General features: G+C 40.4%; 14 protein-coding genes and 1 pseudogene. 7 read left to right on the top strand and 8 right to left on the bottom strand.

Annotated features, from left to right (window positions below; translation table 11 throughout):
* Nucleotides 1–82: 82 nt before the first annotated feature.
* The 7 genes and pseudogenes from I6F42_RS11275 to I6F42_RS11250 all read left to right on the top strand — a co-directional run bounded on the left by I6F42_RS11275 (nt 83) and on the right by I6F42_RS11250 (nt 5,846).
* Entirely contained in the window at nt 83–430 is a 348-nt protein-coding gene (locus I6F42_RS11275; protein ID WP_024591926.1) for a DUF2282 domain-containing protein, read from the top strand.
* A complete protein-coding gene (locus I6F42_RS11270) occupies nt 420–1,343 on the top strand; it encodes a DUF692 domain-containing protein (protein ID WP_197152184.1) in 924 nt (307 codons plus the stop codon). The genes I6F42_RS11275 and I6F42_RS11270 overlap by 11 nt, the downstream gene beginning before the upstream one ends.
* Nucleotides 1,343–2,170: a DNA-binding domain-containing protein gene (locus tag I6F42_RS11265; protein WP_197152183.1), complete on the top strand. Its 828-nt coding sequence runs from the start codon at nt 1,343–1,345 to the stop codon at nt 2,168–2,170. The genes I6F42_RS11270 and I6F42_RS11265 overlap by 1 nt, the downstream gene beginning before the upstream one ends.
* A gap of 24 nt (nt 2,171–2,194) precedes the next feature.
* The gene (locus tag I6F42_RS11260) at nt 2,195–2,743 is read left to right on the top strand and encodes a DoxX family protein (protein ID WP_024610876.1); all 549 of its coding nucleotides are present in this window, start codon (nt 2,195–2,197) and stop codon (nt 2,741–2,743) included.
* A gap of 196 nt (nt 2,744–2,939) precedes the next feature.
* Nucleotides 2,940–4,181 carry a sodium:proton antiporter gene (locus I6F42_RS11255; RefSeq protein WP_197152181.1) on the top strand — a complete coding sequence of 414 codons (1,242 nt, stop codon included), beginning with the start codon at nt 2,940–2,942 and terminating at the stop codon, nt 4,179–4,181.
* Nucleotides 4,182–4,199: 18 nt separating this feature from the next.
* Nucleotides 4,200–4,482 (top strand): annotated as a pseudogene (locus I6F42_RS20350) (transposase); the annotation flags it as partial.
* Between the two features lie 353 nt (nt 4,483–4,835).
* On the top strand, nt 4,836–5,846 hold the full coding sequence (locus tag I6F42_RS11250) for an alpha/beta fold hydrolase (protein WP_197152179.1): 1,011 nt from the start codon (nt 4,836–4,838) through the stop codon (nt 5,844–5,846).
* A 496-nt stretch (nt 5,847–6,342) separates the two neighbouring features.
* Here the strand turns inward: I6F42_RS11250 and I6F42_RS11245 are convergent, their stop codons facing one another.
* The 8 genes from I6F42_RS11245 to I6F42_RS11210 all read right to left on the bottom strand — a co-directional run bounded on the left by I6F42_RS11245 (nt 6,343) and on the right by I6F42_RS11210 (nt 18,153).
* On the bottom strand, nt 6,343–9,282 hold the full coding sequence (locus I6F42_RS11245) for a TonB-dependent receptor (protein WP_197152176.1): 2,940 nt from the start codon (nt 9,280–9,282) through the stop codon (nt 6,343–6,345).
* 242 nt (nt 9,283–9,524) lie between these two features.
* Nucleotides 9,525–11,651, bottom strand: coding sequence for a glycoside hydrolase family 16 protein (locus tag I6F42_RS11240; RefSeq protein WP_197152174.1), 2,127 nt, complete (start codon nt 11,649–11,651; stop codon nt 9,525–9,527).
* A gap of 420 nt (nt 11,652–12,071) precedes the next feature.
* Entirely contained in the window at nt 12,072–12,863 is a 792-nt protein-coding gene (locus I6F42_RS11235) for a sterol desaturase family protein (RefSeq protein WP_197152172.1), read from the bottom strand.
* A complete protein-coding gene (locus tag I6F42_RS11230; RefSeq protein ID WP_197152170.1) occupies nt 12,856–13,536 on the bottom strand; it encodes a CDP-alcohol phosphatidyltransferase family protein in 681 nt (226 codons plus the stop codon). Before I6F42_RS11230 ends, I6F42_RS11235 begins: the two co-directional genes overlap by 8 nt.
* 32 nt (nt 13,537–13,568) lie before the next feature.
* Complete coding sequence (locus I6F42_RS11225) at nt 13,569–14,207, bottom strand: ATP-binding cassette domain-containing protein (RefSeq protein ID WP_024592912.1); 639 nt, start codon at nt 14,205–14,207, stop codon at nt 13,569–13,571.
* A gap of 55 nt (nt 14,208–14,262) precedes the next feature.
* Complete coding sequence (locus I6F42_RS11220) at nt 14,263–16,017, bottom strand: ABC transporter permease (RefSeq protein WP_197152169.1); 1,755 nt, start codon at nt 16,015–16,017, stop codon at nt 14,263–14,265.
* On the bottom strand, nt 16,014–17,348 hold the full coding sequence (locus tag I6F42_RS11215) for an ABC transporter substrate-binding protein (protein ID WP_197152168.1): 1,335 nt from the start codon (nt 17,346–17,348) through the stop codon (nt 16,014–16,016). The genes I6F42_RS11220 and I6F42_RS11215 overlap by 4 nt, the downstream gene beginning before the upstream one ends.
* A complete protein-coding gene (locus I6F42_RS11210) occupies nt 17,335–18,153 on the bottom strand; it encodes a DUF547 domain-containing protein (RefSeq protein WP_197152167.1) in 819 nt (272 codons plus the stop codon). The genes I6F42_RS11215 and I6F42_RS11210 overlap by 14 nt, the downstream gene beginning before the upstream one ends.
* Between the last annotated feature and the right edge of the window lie 2 nt (nt 18,154–18,155).

Genomic DNA, 18,155 nt, shown 5'->3' with positions numbered 1-18,155 from the left:
AATGATTAAGTATTATTGCGGATTGGTGTTATTAACAATCATTGATAAAACAAGAAAAAATATTTTAATCCGGAGCATAAAAATGAAAAAAGTAAATTTAACTAAGGCTTTATTAATCGGCGCATCAGCAGCAGTTTTAAGCGCGGGTGCTGTAGCTGGTCCTAATAGTCAATTAACCGTTGCAGAAGGTGCTTCAGCAAAAGTACAAGAGCAATTTAAAGGCTGGGTAGCTGGTGATAAAGTTCGCGGTCGTAAAGATAAATGTTTTGGTATTGCTTTAGCTGGTGAAAATGATTGTAAAGCAGGTGCAGGAACAAGTTGTGAAGGCACTTCAACTACAGACTTCCAAGCTAATGCATGGACCTACGCACCTAAAGGTGTATGCGAATCAGTTGTAACTCCTAATGGTAAAGGCTCGCTTGAAGGTTAATAAAGCAGGTTTTCCCCAGTGCATTGTTGCTGGGGAGCTATTAGGTGCAGGCCTTAGTTTAAAACCAGAACATCTTGACGACATTTTAGCTTTACAGGTAGAGCTGCCATCTACAAATAATAATCTTTGGTTTGAAGTGCACACAGAAAATTATTTTGTAGCAGGTGGACCTCGGTTAAATTATTTGAGAGCTGTACGTGAAAATTTTGATATTAGTTTTCATGGTGTTGGTGGTTCGTTAGGCTCTGATCATAAAGCTATGCTTGCTCATACTAAACGAGTAAAAGCGTTGATTGATGAGTTTCAACCAGCACTGGTATCTGAACATGCAGTGTGGTCTAAGTCTGACGGAAAATATTTTGCAGACTTAATGCCTTTACCTCGCACCCAAGATGCACTTGAGTCTTTAATTAATGGGATTGATTGTTACCAGACGGGCATAGGTCGGTCAATTTTAGTAGAAAACCCAAGTAACTATTTAGATTTTATAAGTGATATGGATGAACCTCAGTTTTTAGTTGAGGCAGCTAAGCGTTCTGGTTGTGGCTTACTAATCGATATTAATAACTTATATATCAGTAGTAAAAACACGGGTATTGATGCGCTTGATTATTTAAAGCAGATCCCCGCTGAGCTTGTTGGAGAAATTCATATTGCAGGGCACGATCCTGATCCAGCTCTTGGTCAGTCACTATTGATAGACAGCCATGCAGCACCGGTGGCAACCCCTGTATGGGATTTGCTAGAACAAGCAATTGAGATATTTGGTCAGCGGCCAGTACTTGTTGAGCGAGATGCTAATATTCCATCGTTTGAAGAGCTTATGAGCGAGCGAGAAACTGCGCAAAACTATTTGAATCAAAGCGAGTTACAAAGTCGCTTAAATATATCTCATAAAGAAGTGGTTCGCTGATGAGTACCAATCAATATATTGATGCTTTTACTCGCTATTTGCGAACGGGCGATCCAGATGCAATGGAGCATTTTTGCGAAAATCCATCGCACATTAAAAGATTAGCTGTGTATAGAAACGGGTTTTACAAAGGCTGCGTTGATGCATTGATAGCTAACTTTCCTATGTGTGAAAAAAAAGTAGGCAGTGAGAACTTTCGTAAAATGGCACGACTTTATGTTGACCGCTTTCCGCCAGAGCAGGGCACTTTGGTGGGATATGGATTAAGCTTTCCAGACTTTGTTGCAGGCTTGATTAAAGATAGTGAAATTGAAAATCAGCATATTTTTGAAGTCACTGTAAATCAGCTAAGTACATTAAGTTTATATACGAACTTAGTTGATATTGCGCATTTAGATTACGCGTGGCTAATGAGTTTGATGAGCGCTGATTCAACTGAAACTTTAACTATAGAATATGTTACTCAACTAATGGAACAAGGTACTGAGCTTACTGAACTTAATGTAAAGCTTAACCCCAGTGTACTGCTACTTAGTGTGAGTGAAGGCGCATTTTTTGAATGGATTTCGCTAAAAACAAATAATAATGATGTCGCTGTAACTAAATCCTCTACTGAGGATTTTATTATGTTATGGCGCTTGCAAGGTGCGGTGCAAGCCCGTTCCCTTTGCGCTGCTGAAGTTAAACTTATGCAGGCCCTACAAGGTACAGGTAGGTCGTTGGGTGAAGCTTTTGATGCAGCAATAACAGTAGATGAAAACTTTGAAGTGAGCGAGGCTTTTACAGCATGCTTACAAAATGAATTATTAGAAATCCAAATCAATTAGTACATCACAAGAGTAGGAATAAATATGGGCATGATAAAAAAAATACAACAACTGTACGTGCAGATGGGAGAGCAGTTATCGCGGTTCTTAGAGCCCATAGCGCTGTTTTTTCTTCGCTTTATGGTCGCTAAAGTATTCCTAGACTCTGGTTTGAGCAAATGGGATGGCTTTTTACAATTTAATGTTGATAAATACGACCTATTTAAATACGAATTTTTCTGTCCTGATCCTGTTAGAGAAGGTGCCTTGCAGCTTTGTGATCCAAAAACATTAGATTATGTTGATGGCTCATTCCTTGTAAAAGCAATTGAAACACTTGCTGTGGTTGCTGGTGTTGTTGAAGTGTTACTCCCAATATTACTGATTATCGGTTTGTTTTCTCGCTTTGCAGCGTTAGGCCTTATTGGTATGACAATGTTTATTCAGCTTGCTGTTTTTCCTACACTGGATCATTGGATTAATCCGGCATCGTGGTGGGCTGTTTCATTATTAGTGATTTTTGCTCGTGGACCTGGCTTTTTATCTATTGATAAGTTGCTTGGATTAGACGCAAAACGTGCAGCTGCTAAGTAAGTTTTTGTATATTAAAGGTTAAAAGTTAAAGGTTAAACGTAACCGGCAGGCTAATGCTATTTAGGTGCCGGTTATTATTTTAGATTAAGTAAACGAATACAAATTAACTCAATAAATTGTGCTGATTTAATATAACTAACCCCAGCCCTGATATTTTCTAATAAAAATACTAAGCCACGCCTAATAGGATCTCCCAATGGAAATAGGATTACTCATTCTTCTTTTCTCAGTTAGTGCTTACTCTATGCTAGCAAAAAAACTCTCTACCACTATTATCACGGCGCCAATGGTATTTTTAGGTATTGGTTTTGCCGTATCTCAGGCTGGACTTATTAATATAGGCGATGCACATGAAACCGTGTATTTAATAGCAGAAATATCGCTAGTTGTATTATTGTTTTTAGATGCTTCACAAATAAACCTACGCAGATTAAAAAGGCAAAATACATGGCCTTTAAGAATGCTATTGATAGGCTTGCCGTTGAGTATTTTGATTGGTACAGGCTTTGCTTATTTGTTTTTCCCACAGTGGCCTTGGGCTATGCTAGCCCTAGTTGCGGCAATTTTAGCACCGACTGATGCGGCTTTAGGGCAAGCTGTTGTTAGCAATGAGAGCGTACCTTTAAACGAGCGACAAAGTTTATCAGTTGAGAGCGGTTTAAATGACGGACTGGCATTACCTGTCATTTTATTTTTTGCCAGTATAGTTGCTATGGAAACCGGTTCTCAAGAAAATGAAATGTCATGGTTAGTGTTTGGATTTAGCCAAATATTTATAGGTATTTTGGTTGGCGCATTTATGGGGTTCTCGAGCGGACGTTTATTTTTATACTCTGAGTCAAAAAAAATATCATCGACTATATATGAAGGCATTGGTGTTTTAGCACTTACCGGCACATCATACCTAATGGCAAGTTTACTGGGCGGAAATGGATTTATATCAGCGTTTGTTGCAGGTTTAGCCTTTGGTAATATTGTAAAAGGCCATTGTCGATTTATATACCAATTTACTGAAAGCGAAGGGCAAATATTAATATGGACTTCGTTTGTTATTATTGGACTTGGCTTACTTCCTTCAGCTGTTGAGAATTTAACCCTCCCTGTTGTTGGTTATATTTTAGTGAGTATATTTATTGTACGGCCTCTTGCTATTTACCTATCGTTAATTGGCACTAAAGCTAAAGTATTAACAAAAGTGTTTATGGGGTTCTTTGGACCACGAGGTCTTGCCACAGCGCTTTTTGCACTTATTATTTCTAAAGATATTTTAGGCCAGTACGGTCACTCAGTTTTAATTGTTGCGATTAACGCTGTATGGATGAGCACTTTAATACACGGTATTGCAGCAGCTCCTATGGCTAATTGGTACGGCGCTAAAATTAAAGTGCTAAAGGTTAAATCAAGAGAGCTCGCAAAACTAAAAAAAAGTAGCAATTGAACCCAAATAGGAACTCAGCCACGTCAAGCAATGGCAAAAGGACTACCGTTTGAGCTTACATCGTACCTTGAACTTGTTGAACTAACGGGGCGCTGTATATGAGAAGCCAAACGAGGGTATATTGAAAGTACACATTAACCCTTACTCGAAAAAGTCAACATTACCCCCGAAAACGGGTTAAAGCTCACCACACAATTTACGCGCGTATTTCATGGTGCCCACTTCACAAGCAAGTTACTGTGAAAACTTAAAGCAGAAACGGCGATCAAATATTAGCAACTGCGAAAAGCTATTCGCATAAATTAAAAACCATTCGGTAAAAGTTAAAACGGCAACCCTGCAGTTATTTTCATGCGTGTAATTCGGGTTTAATAGCAACAATGGCATATTTAATTGATTATATGAGAGCAACCAAGCAATAAAAGACAAATACCCAGGCTAAAAAACAAATTTAGAAGTATTATCTTATTTTTTAAATTAAGATGGGTGTTTAGCTTAGAAAACCACTACACAATCGAGTCGAGACTAATTTTTAGATAGGATTGAGACATTAAAAGTAACATAACGAATTATGATTTTAATACAAGTAAATAGGCAGGGCCAAACTCTCCCTCATACTAAAAATACCAATGCATCTTATATACAGGAGTGTAGATGAAAATCTGGATAGGCACGTTCGCGATACTTACCACACTGACATTACTGGTTGGGTGCGATTGGTTTGACGATAAAGTAACAGTGGCTCCTGAGCAACAGGCTTATTTGATACCTGAACGTCATATAGAGAACGCTAAGTTACAAAAACTATCGGCTAAAACATTATCTAATGAGCAGCTTTATCGTCGTGCTTTAAGTTTGTGGCCAGTAGCTTATCGCGAGCTTAGTATTCCTACTTCACTTGGTCAGGCTCGGGTTATAGTAGCAGGGCCAGAAGATGCTGAGGCTGTTGTTCTACTGCATGGTATGCAAGCGAACTCAGCTATGTGGTACCCAAATATAGCGGCGCTAGCCGAACATTATCGGGTTTATGCCATTGACGATTTACTTGGTTCTGGAGGTTCACTTGCTAATGCCGATATTTCAGGAATGGCTCAAGTGGTAAGTTGGTATCAAGAATTATTTGATCTATTGCAATTGGACTCGCTAAATCTAGTTGGTGCCTCGCGGGGAGGTTGGCAGGCGACTGCAATTGCACTAGCAGAATCAAATAATGAAATGTCGCGCATTCAAACTTTGGTGTTACTTAGCCCTGCGCAAACGTTCGGTTGGATTGAGCTAAGCGGTGACTTATTGTCGAGTATTCTGTTTACGTTAAACCCTGTACGCGATGAGGTTCAAGAGAGCTTAAAAACTTTGTCTACCAAAGTACACATGATTAACCCTATTTACTTGGATCAATATGTGGCAGCACTTGATGATAATCCAGTACCAGGTTTAATCACCGAAATGCGACCATTTTCAGATCAGCAGCTTCAACAAATTACTTTGCCTACATTAGTGATGATTGGCGATAATGACATAATGAACAATCGAGATAGTCTTGAGCGGGCAAATAAAATGCTGAAAAAAGTTCAGACTATACAGATTCAAGATGCGGGACATTTTTTAACAGTCGATCAAGCTGAACAAGTAAATCGTGCAGTATTGGATTTTTTATCTCTTTAACTTTTGGTGAGTTTACTTAAGCATAAAATTTTCACTCAAATCCCCACCGAGATCACGTTAGCTATTGAAGCAAATAAAGTAAGACACTTAGCTTTTCGCAGTTTGTATTTGGGTACAGGCTGTACGGAACAACTAAATTGTAATTTTTAGTGTTAATGCCTTTTTCAGCTATTTTAAAGGTTCTTTTAGAAGTGCAAATTGCGCCTTTTTTATTTCCTCGAACTTCTCATCGTTTACGACCATCTCAATGAGTTAGGTTAATTTAATGAAAGGTAAATACTTAAACTAGCCATTGCAACGTTTTAAAAGGAATAGATAAAGTAATTATTCTAACAAGGTTTTTGTTGATAGGGCACAAGGAAAAAGAGCTTACTACAACCTGATATTGCATATAACGGCATTGATTGGACAACTAATGTGTTGCTTGAGCAAATAAAAGCGTTATAAAAAACCGCTCAGTGAGCGGTTTTTTGCATTTTTCCTAAAGGAAATTTAGTTAGAACGTGTAACGAGCACCAATTGAGTAACGAGGACCGTATTGATTAGCAAATAAGAACTGCTCTTCGTAACGTCCGTAACCTTCTTCGGTTGCATTGTTTAAGTTTATGCCATCAAAAAATACCGTTACGTTTTCGTTTACATCGTAGTTAACGCTCATATCCCATTGGCCATACGCTTTAGCATATTGCGGAGGCGCATCAGCTGAACCTTGCGCTTGGCCAACACCAATTAGGTATGAGTCGCGCCACGCGTAAGTAATTTTAACGGATAGGCCGTCTTTTTCGTAAAAGCCTTGGAAGTTAGCAGAGTCACTTAAGCCCGTAAGCGGTGCTTGTTGATCTAGGCTTTCGCTATCAAATTCTACGTCGCCATCTACAAATGTTGCGTTAACACCAATACCAAAACCGGTTTCACCAATTAAGTGCTGAACTGCAACTTCAAAACCATCTACCGATTTACTGTCGGTGTTTTGTGGCTGGCTAATATTCCATGTAATTAGCGGATCGTCGCTGCTTGGTTCAATCACGCCATTTGCATTACCATAACCGCTGGCAATCATTTGTGCAAAAATAGCGTCGGTTGTTGCTTGCTCACCAAGTGATTCAATATCGCTTACGGCCTGTAAGTAACGAGGGCCGTTTAAAATATCATACAAGCCATCAATAGTGGTTTGCGTAATGGTGGTTTGAATAAAGTTATCAACATCTTTTTTAAAGTAACCAACAGACGCGTAGCTGCCTTCTGCGTAGTAATACTCAAGTGATAAATCAAGGTTTGTTGATTCAAACGGCAATAAGTTTGTATTACCTTGGCTACCTGTACGAGAACCTGGTTTTGGGCTGCCTGTTAAACTACGGCCACCGGCTAGATTACCTAGTGGTGCACGCGACATTGTTTTACCCCAAGATACGCGGGCAACTACGTCTTCAGTTAAATCAACACTTACGTCGATTGAAGGCAGTAAAACATCGTAATCACCTTGTTGCTCTAAGAAGTTATCATCGCCGCCAGCAGCGTATTGCATGATCCACTCAGAAGCGCTGATCCAATTAACTTGATCCTCAACGCGTTGACGTACAGTACTGGTTACGTCTGTTTGCTCATAGCGTAGGCCTGCATTTACTTTTACGTAGTAGTTACTTACGTCAAATTCCCAGCTTGATTGAACATAAAAGCTATTAGTGATTTCTTCTACGTAGCTTTCGCTGTCAATACCATCCATATAGGCATTTGCGGCGTATGCATCGCTACCGGTTACATCAGCCGTTAAATACGCAATTTGGCGTGCAACAGCTTCGTCAAAGTCATACGTGTAGTAATAATTAGGTTGTAAATCGCTACCGCCGCCATCAAACTGATCTAATAATCCTGATGTGTCATGGCGAGTAAACATGCTATCTGGGAATATTTCTGTGAACGATGGGTTAAAGCCTGGACCACCTACTAAACCACTCCACGCGGTGTAACCACCGGTGTTTTGTTCAGTGCGTGATGCGCCAAATTTAACTTTAACTAAACCAATGTCATAACTTTCGTTATACCATGTTGTGTGTAGCTGTAATTGCTCAATGTTTGATTCACCTGGAGAGTGAGTAAACTGACTAAAGTTTGAATCAATTTCGCCAGGCGTTAATTCACTTGTGCCATTTAACCAGTTAACTTGTGCACTGGGTACTTCGCCCGTGCGGTAATCATAAATTTTATTAGCTAGCTGATCAGAACCTAAAATTACTTGACCTGCACTTCCCAGCCCGTTGTCGGCGCCGTTATCAGTTTCGTTTTTAGAGTCGTGGTAATCAAGCTCTACGTGCCACGTGTCGCTAATTTCCCAATCTAGGTTTAAACCAATAGAGCGCGCTTTTACTTCTGAAGTGCCTTTATTAGCTGTGAATGACGCGTCATTACCGCTAATATCTGCATATACTGCAGTGCCATTCTCATCAAGCTCGTAGCCATTAATATTGCTACCAAAGTCGTTCCAAATACCCCAACCAATACTCTGTGAACCTGTAACTGCTTTACTTGCAGTGTAATCAAGTGTGGCTACAAAGCCATCTACCGGTGCAAACTGAAAAGTAACTTGTCCGTTTGTACGTTCACGTTCTACATCTTCAATAGAGTAGTTCATGTCTTTAGGGAAGTAGTAGTTACCTGCAGAATCTGTGCGGTTATCAACGACGTTGCTGCTATCTAATTCAGGTAAGTCTACGTTTGCCTGCCAGCCTTGAATATTGGCACTTTGTTTTTGAAAGTCACGCTCTTGGTGCGAAAATGAAAAACCAAAACCAAAAGTGTCATCTACAAAAGTATTGCTGTAAACAGTAGAAAACTCTGGTGTTACGTCATCGCCAGCTTCGTTTGACGAGTCGTGATTTGCTTTAACGGTAGCTGAAAAGTTTTGACCCGGCTTTTGAAAAGGGCGCGCAGTAGAAATATTAACCGTTGCACCTAAGCCACCGCTTGGCACGTCTGCACGTGCAGTTTTAAATACTTCAAGCGCGCTTACACCTTCAGAGGCAACGTTTTCAAGATTATACGAGCGTGTATAACCTGTGCCCGGCATTTGGCGGCCATTTAAGGTTATTAAGTTAAACTCAGGACCAAAACCACGTACTGTAATTTGGCTACCTTCACCGTTAGCGCGGCTTACCGATACACCGGTAATACGCTGTAATGATTCTGCTAAGTTTGTATCTGGGAATTTACCCATTTCTTCAGACGAGATAGCATCTACAATACCCGAAGAGTCGCGTTTCATATCCATAGAACGAATAAGTGAACCACGAATACCTTTTACTTCAATAATTTCTACATCAGGCTTTGCTGATATGTCTGCTTCTGCTTCTGCAGCTATAGCTGTGTTTAATGTGCTCGCAGCAATGATGAGAGACACAGAAGCCGCAAGTTGGCTCTTTTTAAAATTGAATGTGTTCATAATAGCTCTGCTTTATAAAATGTTGTTCAAGAGTGAAGGTGCTGTGTAATACCAATTTTATTAAAAACATGATCATTTTATCGCATTAAATAACTCACTAACTGCGTTAAAAATGATTCATATAGAACAGCTATATGTCACAATTTTCGCCTTGTTATTGTGCTATTTTCTTAGCGCTATAATAGGTCTCTTGTTTAATGCAATTGGTATAAACACCTAGAATTTTGTCAGTGAAATCTTAATTATGGGTTTGAAATTTTTACATTATCAACACGATATACTGCGCCAGCACCTTGGCCCCAATTAGGAAAAATCATTAATACATCTATCGCACTTACATCTAAACCGGCAGCCGATAAGTCAGAAAGCGTATAAGTATATGTTTGCCATTCGTTTAAAACAGGGGCAATGCCTTCAACACTTTCAGTAAGTGCAAGCTCTACTTCAGAGTCACCTTCGTTTGATTCAACTTTGAAAAACCATGGGGCATCAGGTGTGCTTGGCATACTCGTAACTTTCATATCAAACGTAATTTGACCAACCGTTATGATAGCGCTTGCATCAAATGCTTCGCCGCTCCCGCCAACAGATGTACGGCTATTAAATCCCATTACGGTAGGCGTATCATTTATAGTAAATTCTGCTGTTATACCGTGTTGTTCATCATCCATTGCTTCCACTGGCGTAGAGCCGCTACAGCAGTCCCACATTGGCCAATCAAGATTTTGGGTATCAGAGAACACATCAAGTTCAGGGAAATCTTGCGTAATTTTTACATCATCAACTCTATAAACAGCACCGTTACCAGTTCCCCAAGCAGGGAAAATCATAACTACATCAATAGCGCTAATATCTAAGTTTGCAGCAACAAGGTCGGTTAATTTAAATGTGTATGTTTGCCATTGACCTGCAACAGGCGCAATACCTTCAACGCTTTGGGTAATAGGCAATTCGGCTGCAGTAGGGACGTCTCCTGTGCTTTCAAGCTTAACAACCCATGTAGAGTTTGCATCAGCAGGTGCGCTAGTTACTTTCATTTTAAATTGAAAATACCCTTGTGCTAACAGGGGCGTAGCATCAAAAGGGGAGGCTACACCAGCTTCATCAGTAATGTTTGCCGCTCTTGAAATAAAACCGTTTACAGTTGGGTTTTCACCAACACTAAATTCAACTGTATTACCTTGCTGTTCATCAACAACTACTGCAGGAGTTGAGCCTCCGCAACAATCCCACGCAGGCCAATTAATATTAAAAGAATCACCAAATATGGTTAATGGAGTAACTCCTCCTGCTATAGGAACTGGTGCATCACCCTCAAGTAAGGCATCGTCTAAGCTATCGTAACCTGGACGAATGGTTTCACAACCTTTACCAGTATCAGGGTTTGATGCACATTGATAAACACGTACGTAATCAATAGCAAAAGTTTGGCCATTTTCAAATGCGCTAGCGTCTACACCTAAATCATTAACGTTTTCAGGCCAGTCGCCGCCTACTGCTAGGTTTAGCAATAAGTGAAAATCTTTATCAAATGGTGCGCTATCCCAATGCGTTGTAAGTTCGCCAGAACCTTGCTCGAAGTATTCTGCAAACCAACCACGATGTTTTAAGCCCGCAGGCTCATTTTTGGAATTGTATAAAACCTCAGATTGACGCTGGGTTGCATAAAGGTAACCATCTACGTACCAGCGAATTTCACCTTCTTGCCATTCAACAGCATACGTGTGGAAATCATCTGCCGGGTTAGTATCTTCAGGGAATTTGTATTCTTGCCCTGTGTAGCTGTTATCTGGCCACGCGCGTCCGTAATGAAGGGTGCCATGGATACTAGACTCTATACCGCCATCTTCATCTGGTGTTTTAAGGTTTACTGATTCTAAAACATCTATTTCGCCAGAACGAGGCCAAGTGCCGTAAACTTCATCAGTTGGCAGCATCCAAAATGCTGGCCAGCTACCTTGTCCTGATGGAAGTTTGGCGCGCACTTCAAAGCGACCATATGTAAAGTCGGCGTTGTAACGCGTATTTAAGCGCGCTGAAGTGTAAGGTTTTTCTGCACCTTCTTCAGCGGGTAGGGCAACAATGTTTAACACACCGTCTGCAATAAATGCATTTTGCTCGCTGTCGGTGTAACACTGTTTCTCATTGTTACCACCGCCATCGCAGTTTAATTCATAGTTCCATTTGTTTGTATCAATGGCTGAGCCTTCAAACTCGTCGCTCCAAACCATTTGCCAATCTGATACTGGCTCAGAGGCATCTACATTTTCAAAATTTGATTTAGTGGCAGAGTCACCACCACAGCCAGCTAACGTAACTAAAGAGATAGCGGCAAGTAAACGTGTAATGTGCGTTGTTTCAATGTTCATAACTGAACCCCGGTTTCAACAGATTATTGTCAGATTAATTGTTTTTTGAGCTTTGTTTTCTCATGCTGTAAGCGCTTACATTTTGATATGTGTTTTGTAAGCGCTTACAAATGATATTGTGGAGTACGCAAATGGTCAACATATTTGTTTATTTTATTTACAATTAGTTTACGGTAAGACCAGTTTACCAATTTGAGACTGTACATAAATTGCATTTTATACACATGGTTACGTTGTTTGTATTTTTTGATGGGAGCAAGAACGGAATATTTTTTACGACTAAAAGTAGGAAAGGACTTAACAATTAAAAGGTTAGTTACAGGTATATTTATAGTATTTAAAGAGTATTTTGTTTATACCAATCTACATAAAAGTAATTTTAAGTGGATTGGTATCGTATGAGATAAAATATGCTTGTCTTTACTTGTTTTTAAAAGGCATTGAAAGTAATCCCCAAAGCGAGGCATTTTGCTTTTGGCTTGGGTATTCTTTTAAGCCAATATTTATATCTGCGTCGGTTTTTTTAGCTTTATCTTTGTAGCTACCAAATAATTTATCCCACCAAATTACACTAAAACCATAGTTTGAGTTAGTTTCACTAACCACTTGGCTATGGTGAATTCTATGTAATATTTGCGTCATTAATATTAAACGCAGTGGTTTTTCAATGGCATTAGGTAGGCGTATATTTGCATGATTAAATAATGCTAAACCATTAAGTGCTATTTCAAATATAAGTACCGCAATGGCAGGTACGCCAAGAGCAGTTACTGCAATGAGTTTTATAAGTATGCTCAGTACAATTTCGATAGGGTGAAAGCGCAAGCCCGTACTTGTATCAACGTGGGCATCGGCGTGATGTACGCGGTGCAAGCGCCATAAAATAGGCACTTGATGAAATAATCTATGCTGCCAATAAATTAATATATCGAGTAAAAGTATGCTCAATATAATAATTATAATGCTTGGTAGGGCTATTTGATTAAATAAGCCAATGCCGTGCTCTTGATTGTAAAGTGCCACGGCGGTTAACCCAATAGGGACCACTAAGCGCGCAATAACTGATGAAGCAAACACTAACCCAAAATTAGCAAACCAACGTGTACTGCTTTTAATAGGTGCTTGGCGAGCAGGCTTTTGCCATTCAAGCAGCATCATTATAATTAAAACACTAAAAAAGCAGCCGAGTCGCCACCATACTTCATTAGTCATTTATTACCTCTGAATTTGCACTGCTAGGCATGTTTTCAGCTGCTTTGTTAGCATCGGCTTCTTGTTGCTTAAGCGTGTGATAACCGCCATGTATACGGGTAAAAATAGTTATGCCACACGCAATAGCAAAAATGCTCGCCATAATCGCAAAGTGCTGCGGCCAAATACAAAATGCAATAAATAGCGCTATTGTTTCAGTGCCTTCGGTTAAGCCGTTTAAGTAGTAAAAGCTTTTGTATTTAAATTGCGGTTTTTCGAGTTTAAATTTTTCGGCGGCAATCGCAAAAGCTAAAAAGCTTGAGCCCGTACCAATAAAAGTGGCAAGTAATAACGATCCCGCTATCGCGTTTTGCTCAGGGTTTGCCAAAATAAAGCCAAGCGGAATAGCCGCGTAAAATAAAAAGTCGAGTGTGATATCTAAAAAGCCACCCGCGCTTGAACTTTGGTTTGCATAGCGTGCTAATGCGCCATCAAGTCCATCTAAAATTCGATTTAAAGCAATGGCAACTAATGCCCCGTACCACATTTCAAATGCCAGTAATGGCACGGCTAATAAGCCAACTAAAAAGCCTACAACGGTTAGCTGATCGGCAGTTATGCCGCGTTTATGCATAAGCATAACCACAGGTGTTAAAAGTGGCTTAATTATAGGGGTGATAAATTTGTCTAGCATGTTTTTTGCCTTATGCGTTTAAAGCTATGTATTTAAAGTGCGCTACTTAAAGTAATTAGTTTGCCACTTGCAGCGTCGGCGTCGCTATGGTCGTGAGTTACCATAATTGCAGGTAGCTTATGATCGCGTATTTGGCTAAACACGAGTTCGCGTGTATCAACACGCAGCTGGGTGTCGAGTTTGCTAAAGGGTTCGTCGAGTAAAATGGCTTTAGGTTCGCTCAGCAGCATACGTAATAATGCAACACGGGCTTGTTGCCCGCCCGATAAGTTATCGGGATGACGATTGCCCATGTCTTTAAGACCTACTTGCTCAAGTGCGTGTTCTATTTTTTCAAGGCGTTGTTTTTTATTACCTTTGGGCATTGCAAAGGCAATGTTACCAGCAACAGTTAAATGCGAAAACAATAAAGCGTCTTGATAAAGCACTCCAATATGGCGCAAGTGTGGAGGGGTGTTATCGATATTTTGACCATTAAGCCACACCTCACCATTGGCCTTAAAGCTACTTGGTAAAGTACCCGTAAGCCAATTTAATAAGCTTGATTTACCACTGCCTGATGGGCCCATAATAGTCAGAATTTCACCGCCATTAACTTGCTCGTTTAAGCTAAGTAACAGCTCATTTTGGCGATAAAGCTGACAATTTTTAATCTGTAACGATGACTGCATTAAAAAACCTTAACCCTGATAGTGTTAAACATGGGTGCTTTAAATATGTGCACGTTTAAACACGTGCACTTTTGAAAAAATATTTAGGTAAAACCCATGCCAGTATAAATCCAATAAGTGGCAACGCCATTTGCATAATAGCGTACACGGCACTGGTGCGTCTGCTTGCGCCATTAGCAAGCGTAACGGCTTCGGTTGTTATTGTGGCTATGCGCCCGCCGCCAGCTAAAAGCGTGGGGAGGTATTGTCCAAAACTAATTGCTAAGCCCAGTGCGGCTGCAATTAAAATAGGGGCAAACAACTGAGGTAGTTTTACTTTAAAAAACACCTTGCATGGCGCTGCGCCTAGGCTTGCTGCAACATGAGCAAAACGAGGATCTAAGCGCCTATAACTGCTCGCAAGTGACAAAAACACATAAGGCAACACAAACAGTAAATGCGTAAGTACCACATTAAAAAATGCGGCTTGGTTATTTACCAATTGTTGTATCCATACTAGCCCAAACAAAAAGGCAATACTGGGTACTAATAACGGTAAGTAAATAATTAAACTGGTAAAACGAGAAATAGGTTTGTCACTCAACTGCTCTGATTCTAAACACAATAAAGTAAGAATAATGGCAAATAGTGTGGTTACTAAACCGATTGCTAGCGTATTAAAAAGCGGACTGCCCATTTGCATTAGCGCACTTTTAAAATGCAGTAGTGTAAATTGCTCAGGCATTGCATCTGGAAAGCGCCAAAAACCTGCAACCGACCACATAACTAAACCAATAAGTGACAACAGTATAAAGCTAATTACTAATGTGGTGAGTACGACCGTTATTTTTTGCCAATAAAATCCGCCGTATTCGCGCACTCCATTAGTGAGAGAGTCGCTAAATAGCACTTTTACGGCCTTTTCCCCGCCAAGCCAAAGGGCTAACAAACCGCCTGTAACAGCCAGTTGTAATAAAGCACCTGCTGAGGCTTTAATACGCAGGTTTAAATCAACATCGTTAAACCAATGCATTATTGCAACGGCCAACGTGGGTGGTGTATTTGGGCCTAATATAAGAGGCATTTCTACACTTGCGCTTGCATAGGCAAGCACTGCTAAAAGCGGCAAACGCAGTAGCGGATAAAGACTTGGCAGTATTACTTTAAAAAAGGCGGTCATTGGGCAATAACCCAAGTTAAGCGCAACCTTATGTTGTTGGCGTAATTTTTTGCCAAGCTCAGGTTGAGCAAGTACGCCCAGTGCCATTAGTAATAAAAAGGGAAGCTCTTTGAGTGTTAAGCCTAAAATAATACTAATACCGAACGAATCATGCGGAAATATGCCGTTTGGCGCAAGTTCCCAGCCGCTTAACCAGGGCGACGCTAAGCGTGAAATCATACCTGAAGGGGCAATTAAAAATCCTACTGCAATAGCCGCGGCGGCATGAGGTATCACTAATATAGGGCTCAATAAACGCTGAATTCGGTTAAGCCACGGGCTATTAAAAAACGCAGCTAAAATCATTAAGGTAATGATAAATGCAAGCAGAGTACTTATTAAGCCCGTTGCAACGCTTAAGGTAACCATTTGAGTAAGGCCAGGTGTTTGCCAAAGGGCATTAAAACCTTGCAAGCTAAACGTTGTTTGCTCAAGTACGGGCGCATAACCAAAGGCAGGCAGCAATACGCTAATTAAGCCACCAAGTACGGGTAATATAAGTAGAGCGAGTAAAAATCGCGGGCTAAATTTTACAATGCGCGTAAACATATCGGTGCTGCACTGCGTTGTTGCTTTGGTATTTACTGGTACACTTTTTGAAATAACGCTCATTGGCTTACTCCATAACGGGTTTGCCAACCTTGCATAATGGCGTTTACCCAGCTTGGATGAGGTTCGCTCAATGTGCGTTTAATACTGTTTAAAGGCAGTGCAGTTGGATGCGGTTTAGCTGTTTTAAATAAGGCTTGCTGATCAGGCGTTAACGTTGATTGAATAAGTACGCTTTTATCGCCCCATATATGCGCTTTTTGCTTTTGAGCTTGCGCTTCAGGGCTGAGTAAAAAATTAGCCACTAATTGCGCACTTTGCTGGTGGCTTGCATTGTAAGGGATTGCCACAAAATGGGTATTACTTAAACTGCCATCACTCATTGCGTAACTGCGAATGCTGTTTGGTAAATCATAGCGTTTTACAGCTGCCGGTACTTCAGGTGCTGAAAAAGTAAAGGCTAAACTCAACTCTGTATCGTCTACTAAGCGGCGCATTTGAGCACCACTTTGCATAAAATGAGTGCCACCACGCCAAAGAGTTGGGTGTAATTTATCTAAAAAGTCCCACAGTGGGTTTAACACTTGCGCTGTATTTTTAGTTGTAGCTGGTTGGTTTAGCTGCGCTTTAATATTTTCGCTGCTTTGCTGATGCAGTACAACTAAGGCGTATTTTAAAAAGCTCATACCTAAAAAGTCAGGCGGCTTTGGGTAACTAAAGCGACCAGGGTTTTGCGCGCTCCAGTTCAATAATTCGTTTAATGTCGTCGGCAATTTATTGTTTGCCTTACCATTTATTGCAATGCTGTCGTAATAAAATGTAAGTGACGCTTGCCCCCATGGCGCTTCCATCCCATTGGTAGGTAAACCAAAATCAAAGGTTACAGCAGGGTTATTAGCCGGATCGGTTAATGCAAAGTAGGGGAGTTTATTTGCCCATTGCTTTAAAAGCAGAGAGTGCTCACTCATGGTGGCAAAGTTAGCCCCGTTGATCCACATTAAATCTACGCTGCCTTGGTTGTTATTGTTTGCTGATTTTTCGGCAAGTACACGGCTTACTGCTTCGCTGGTATCGCTTAATTTTACATGCACTAGGTTAATGTTGTACTTAGTTTTAACTTGCTGCGCTGCCCATTGAATATAAGCATTTATTTGCGCGTCGCCACCCCATGCATAAAAGTATACATATTGATTGCTACCAAGTGTTTGAACTTGTTGCCAGCGAGATCCCTGTTGTGTGTTTATTACTAAATTACTTTTATTATTTGAGTTAATAACGGTATTAGCAAACGCAGTGCTCGAAAAAACAGCTAAATTTGCGATTGTACAAACGCAAAACGCGACACAGCAAAAGCTGTATCGCGCCTGTGTTTGCCAAAACTTAATGGCGAACATTTAAATCCCAGTTATAGTCTAAAAATTTAACTTTCATGTCATCATTTTTAAGTGCTTTTTGCTGAGCGGGTATCAGTTTAAGAGCATCGCTGTATTGCAAGAAAAACTGCTGTAGCGTGTTTGTACCTCTAAAACCTTTTTCAAAGTCATCGCCGTACCACTTAAATATTGAAGACACGCTTAGCGTATTTTCTTGAGCCATATTGCGTGTCATATCTGATAAAAAGCGGACTGTTTGCTCTTGCAATTGGCTTTCTAAATCAGTGGCTGTATACGCTTCTTCTCGAAGCGCTGGGCAACCAATACTCGCGCAATTTACTGCAAAGTGAATGCGTGGGTCGTTGTATTTACCGCTGCCACGTATTAAACCATGCTCTATACCATCAAGGCTGCGAGTTTTGCCAAGTAATGGCACAAACTCTTTACTCCATGGTGAGCTAAAAAAGCTTCCTAAGTCTTTAATTGACTTGAGATCAGGGTACTTAGTTAAAATAAGCTCAACAGTCCACGCATTATAAGCATTGATTAAAAAAGCGAGTTGCTTAGGCTTTTCCCATGCGTCAAATTCGCTTTGCGTTACAGCCGTTAACGAATCTAAATACGTTTTTAGCTGGGCATGCTCACGTTTTATGGCAGTGTAATCAACCTCAGTACTGTGATTATGGTTAATAGCGACAACATGCTTATTTAACAATGTATTCCAGCTATCGTGCATGTTTTGGGCTTGGGCTGAAAATGACGTTGCAAACGATGTTACAACTAAAGCCGAACCAAGTAGCAATGCTTTTAGAGGTGTTTTAAACATAA

The sequence above is a fragment of the Pseudoalteromonas sp. SWYJZ12 genome (genome assembly GCF_015864395.1).
Lineage (GTDB): Bacteria > Pseudomonadota > Gammaproteobacteria > Enterobacterales > Alteromonadaceae > Pseudoalteromonas > Pseudoalteromonas arctica.
Note: the sequence above shows the minus strand (reverse complement) of the source record. Positions and strands in the feature narration are given on the sequence as shown.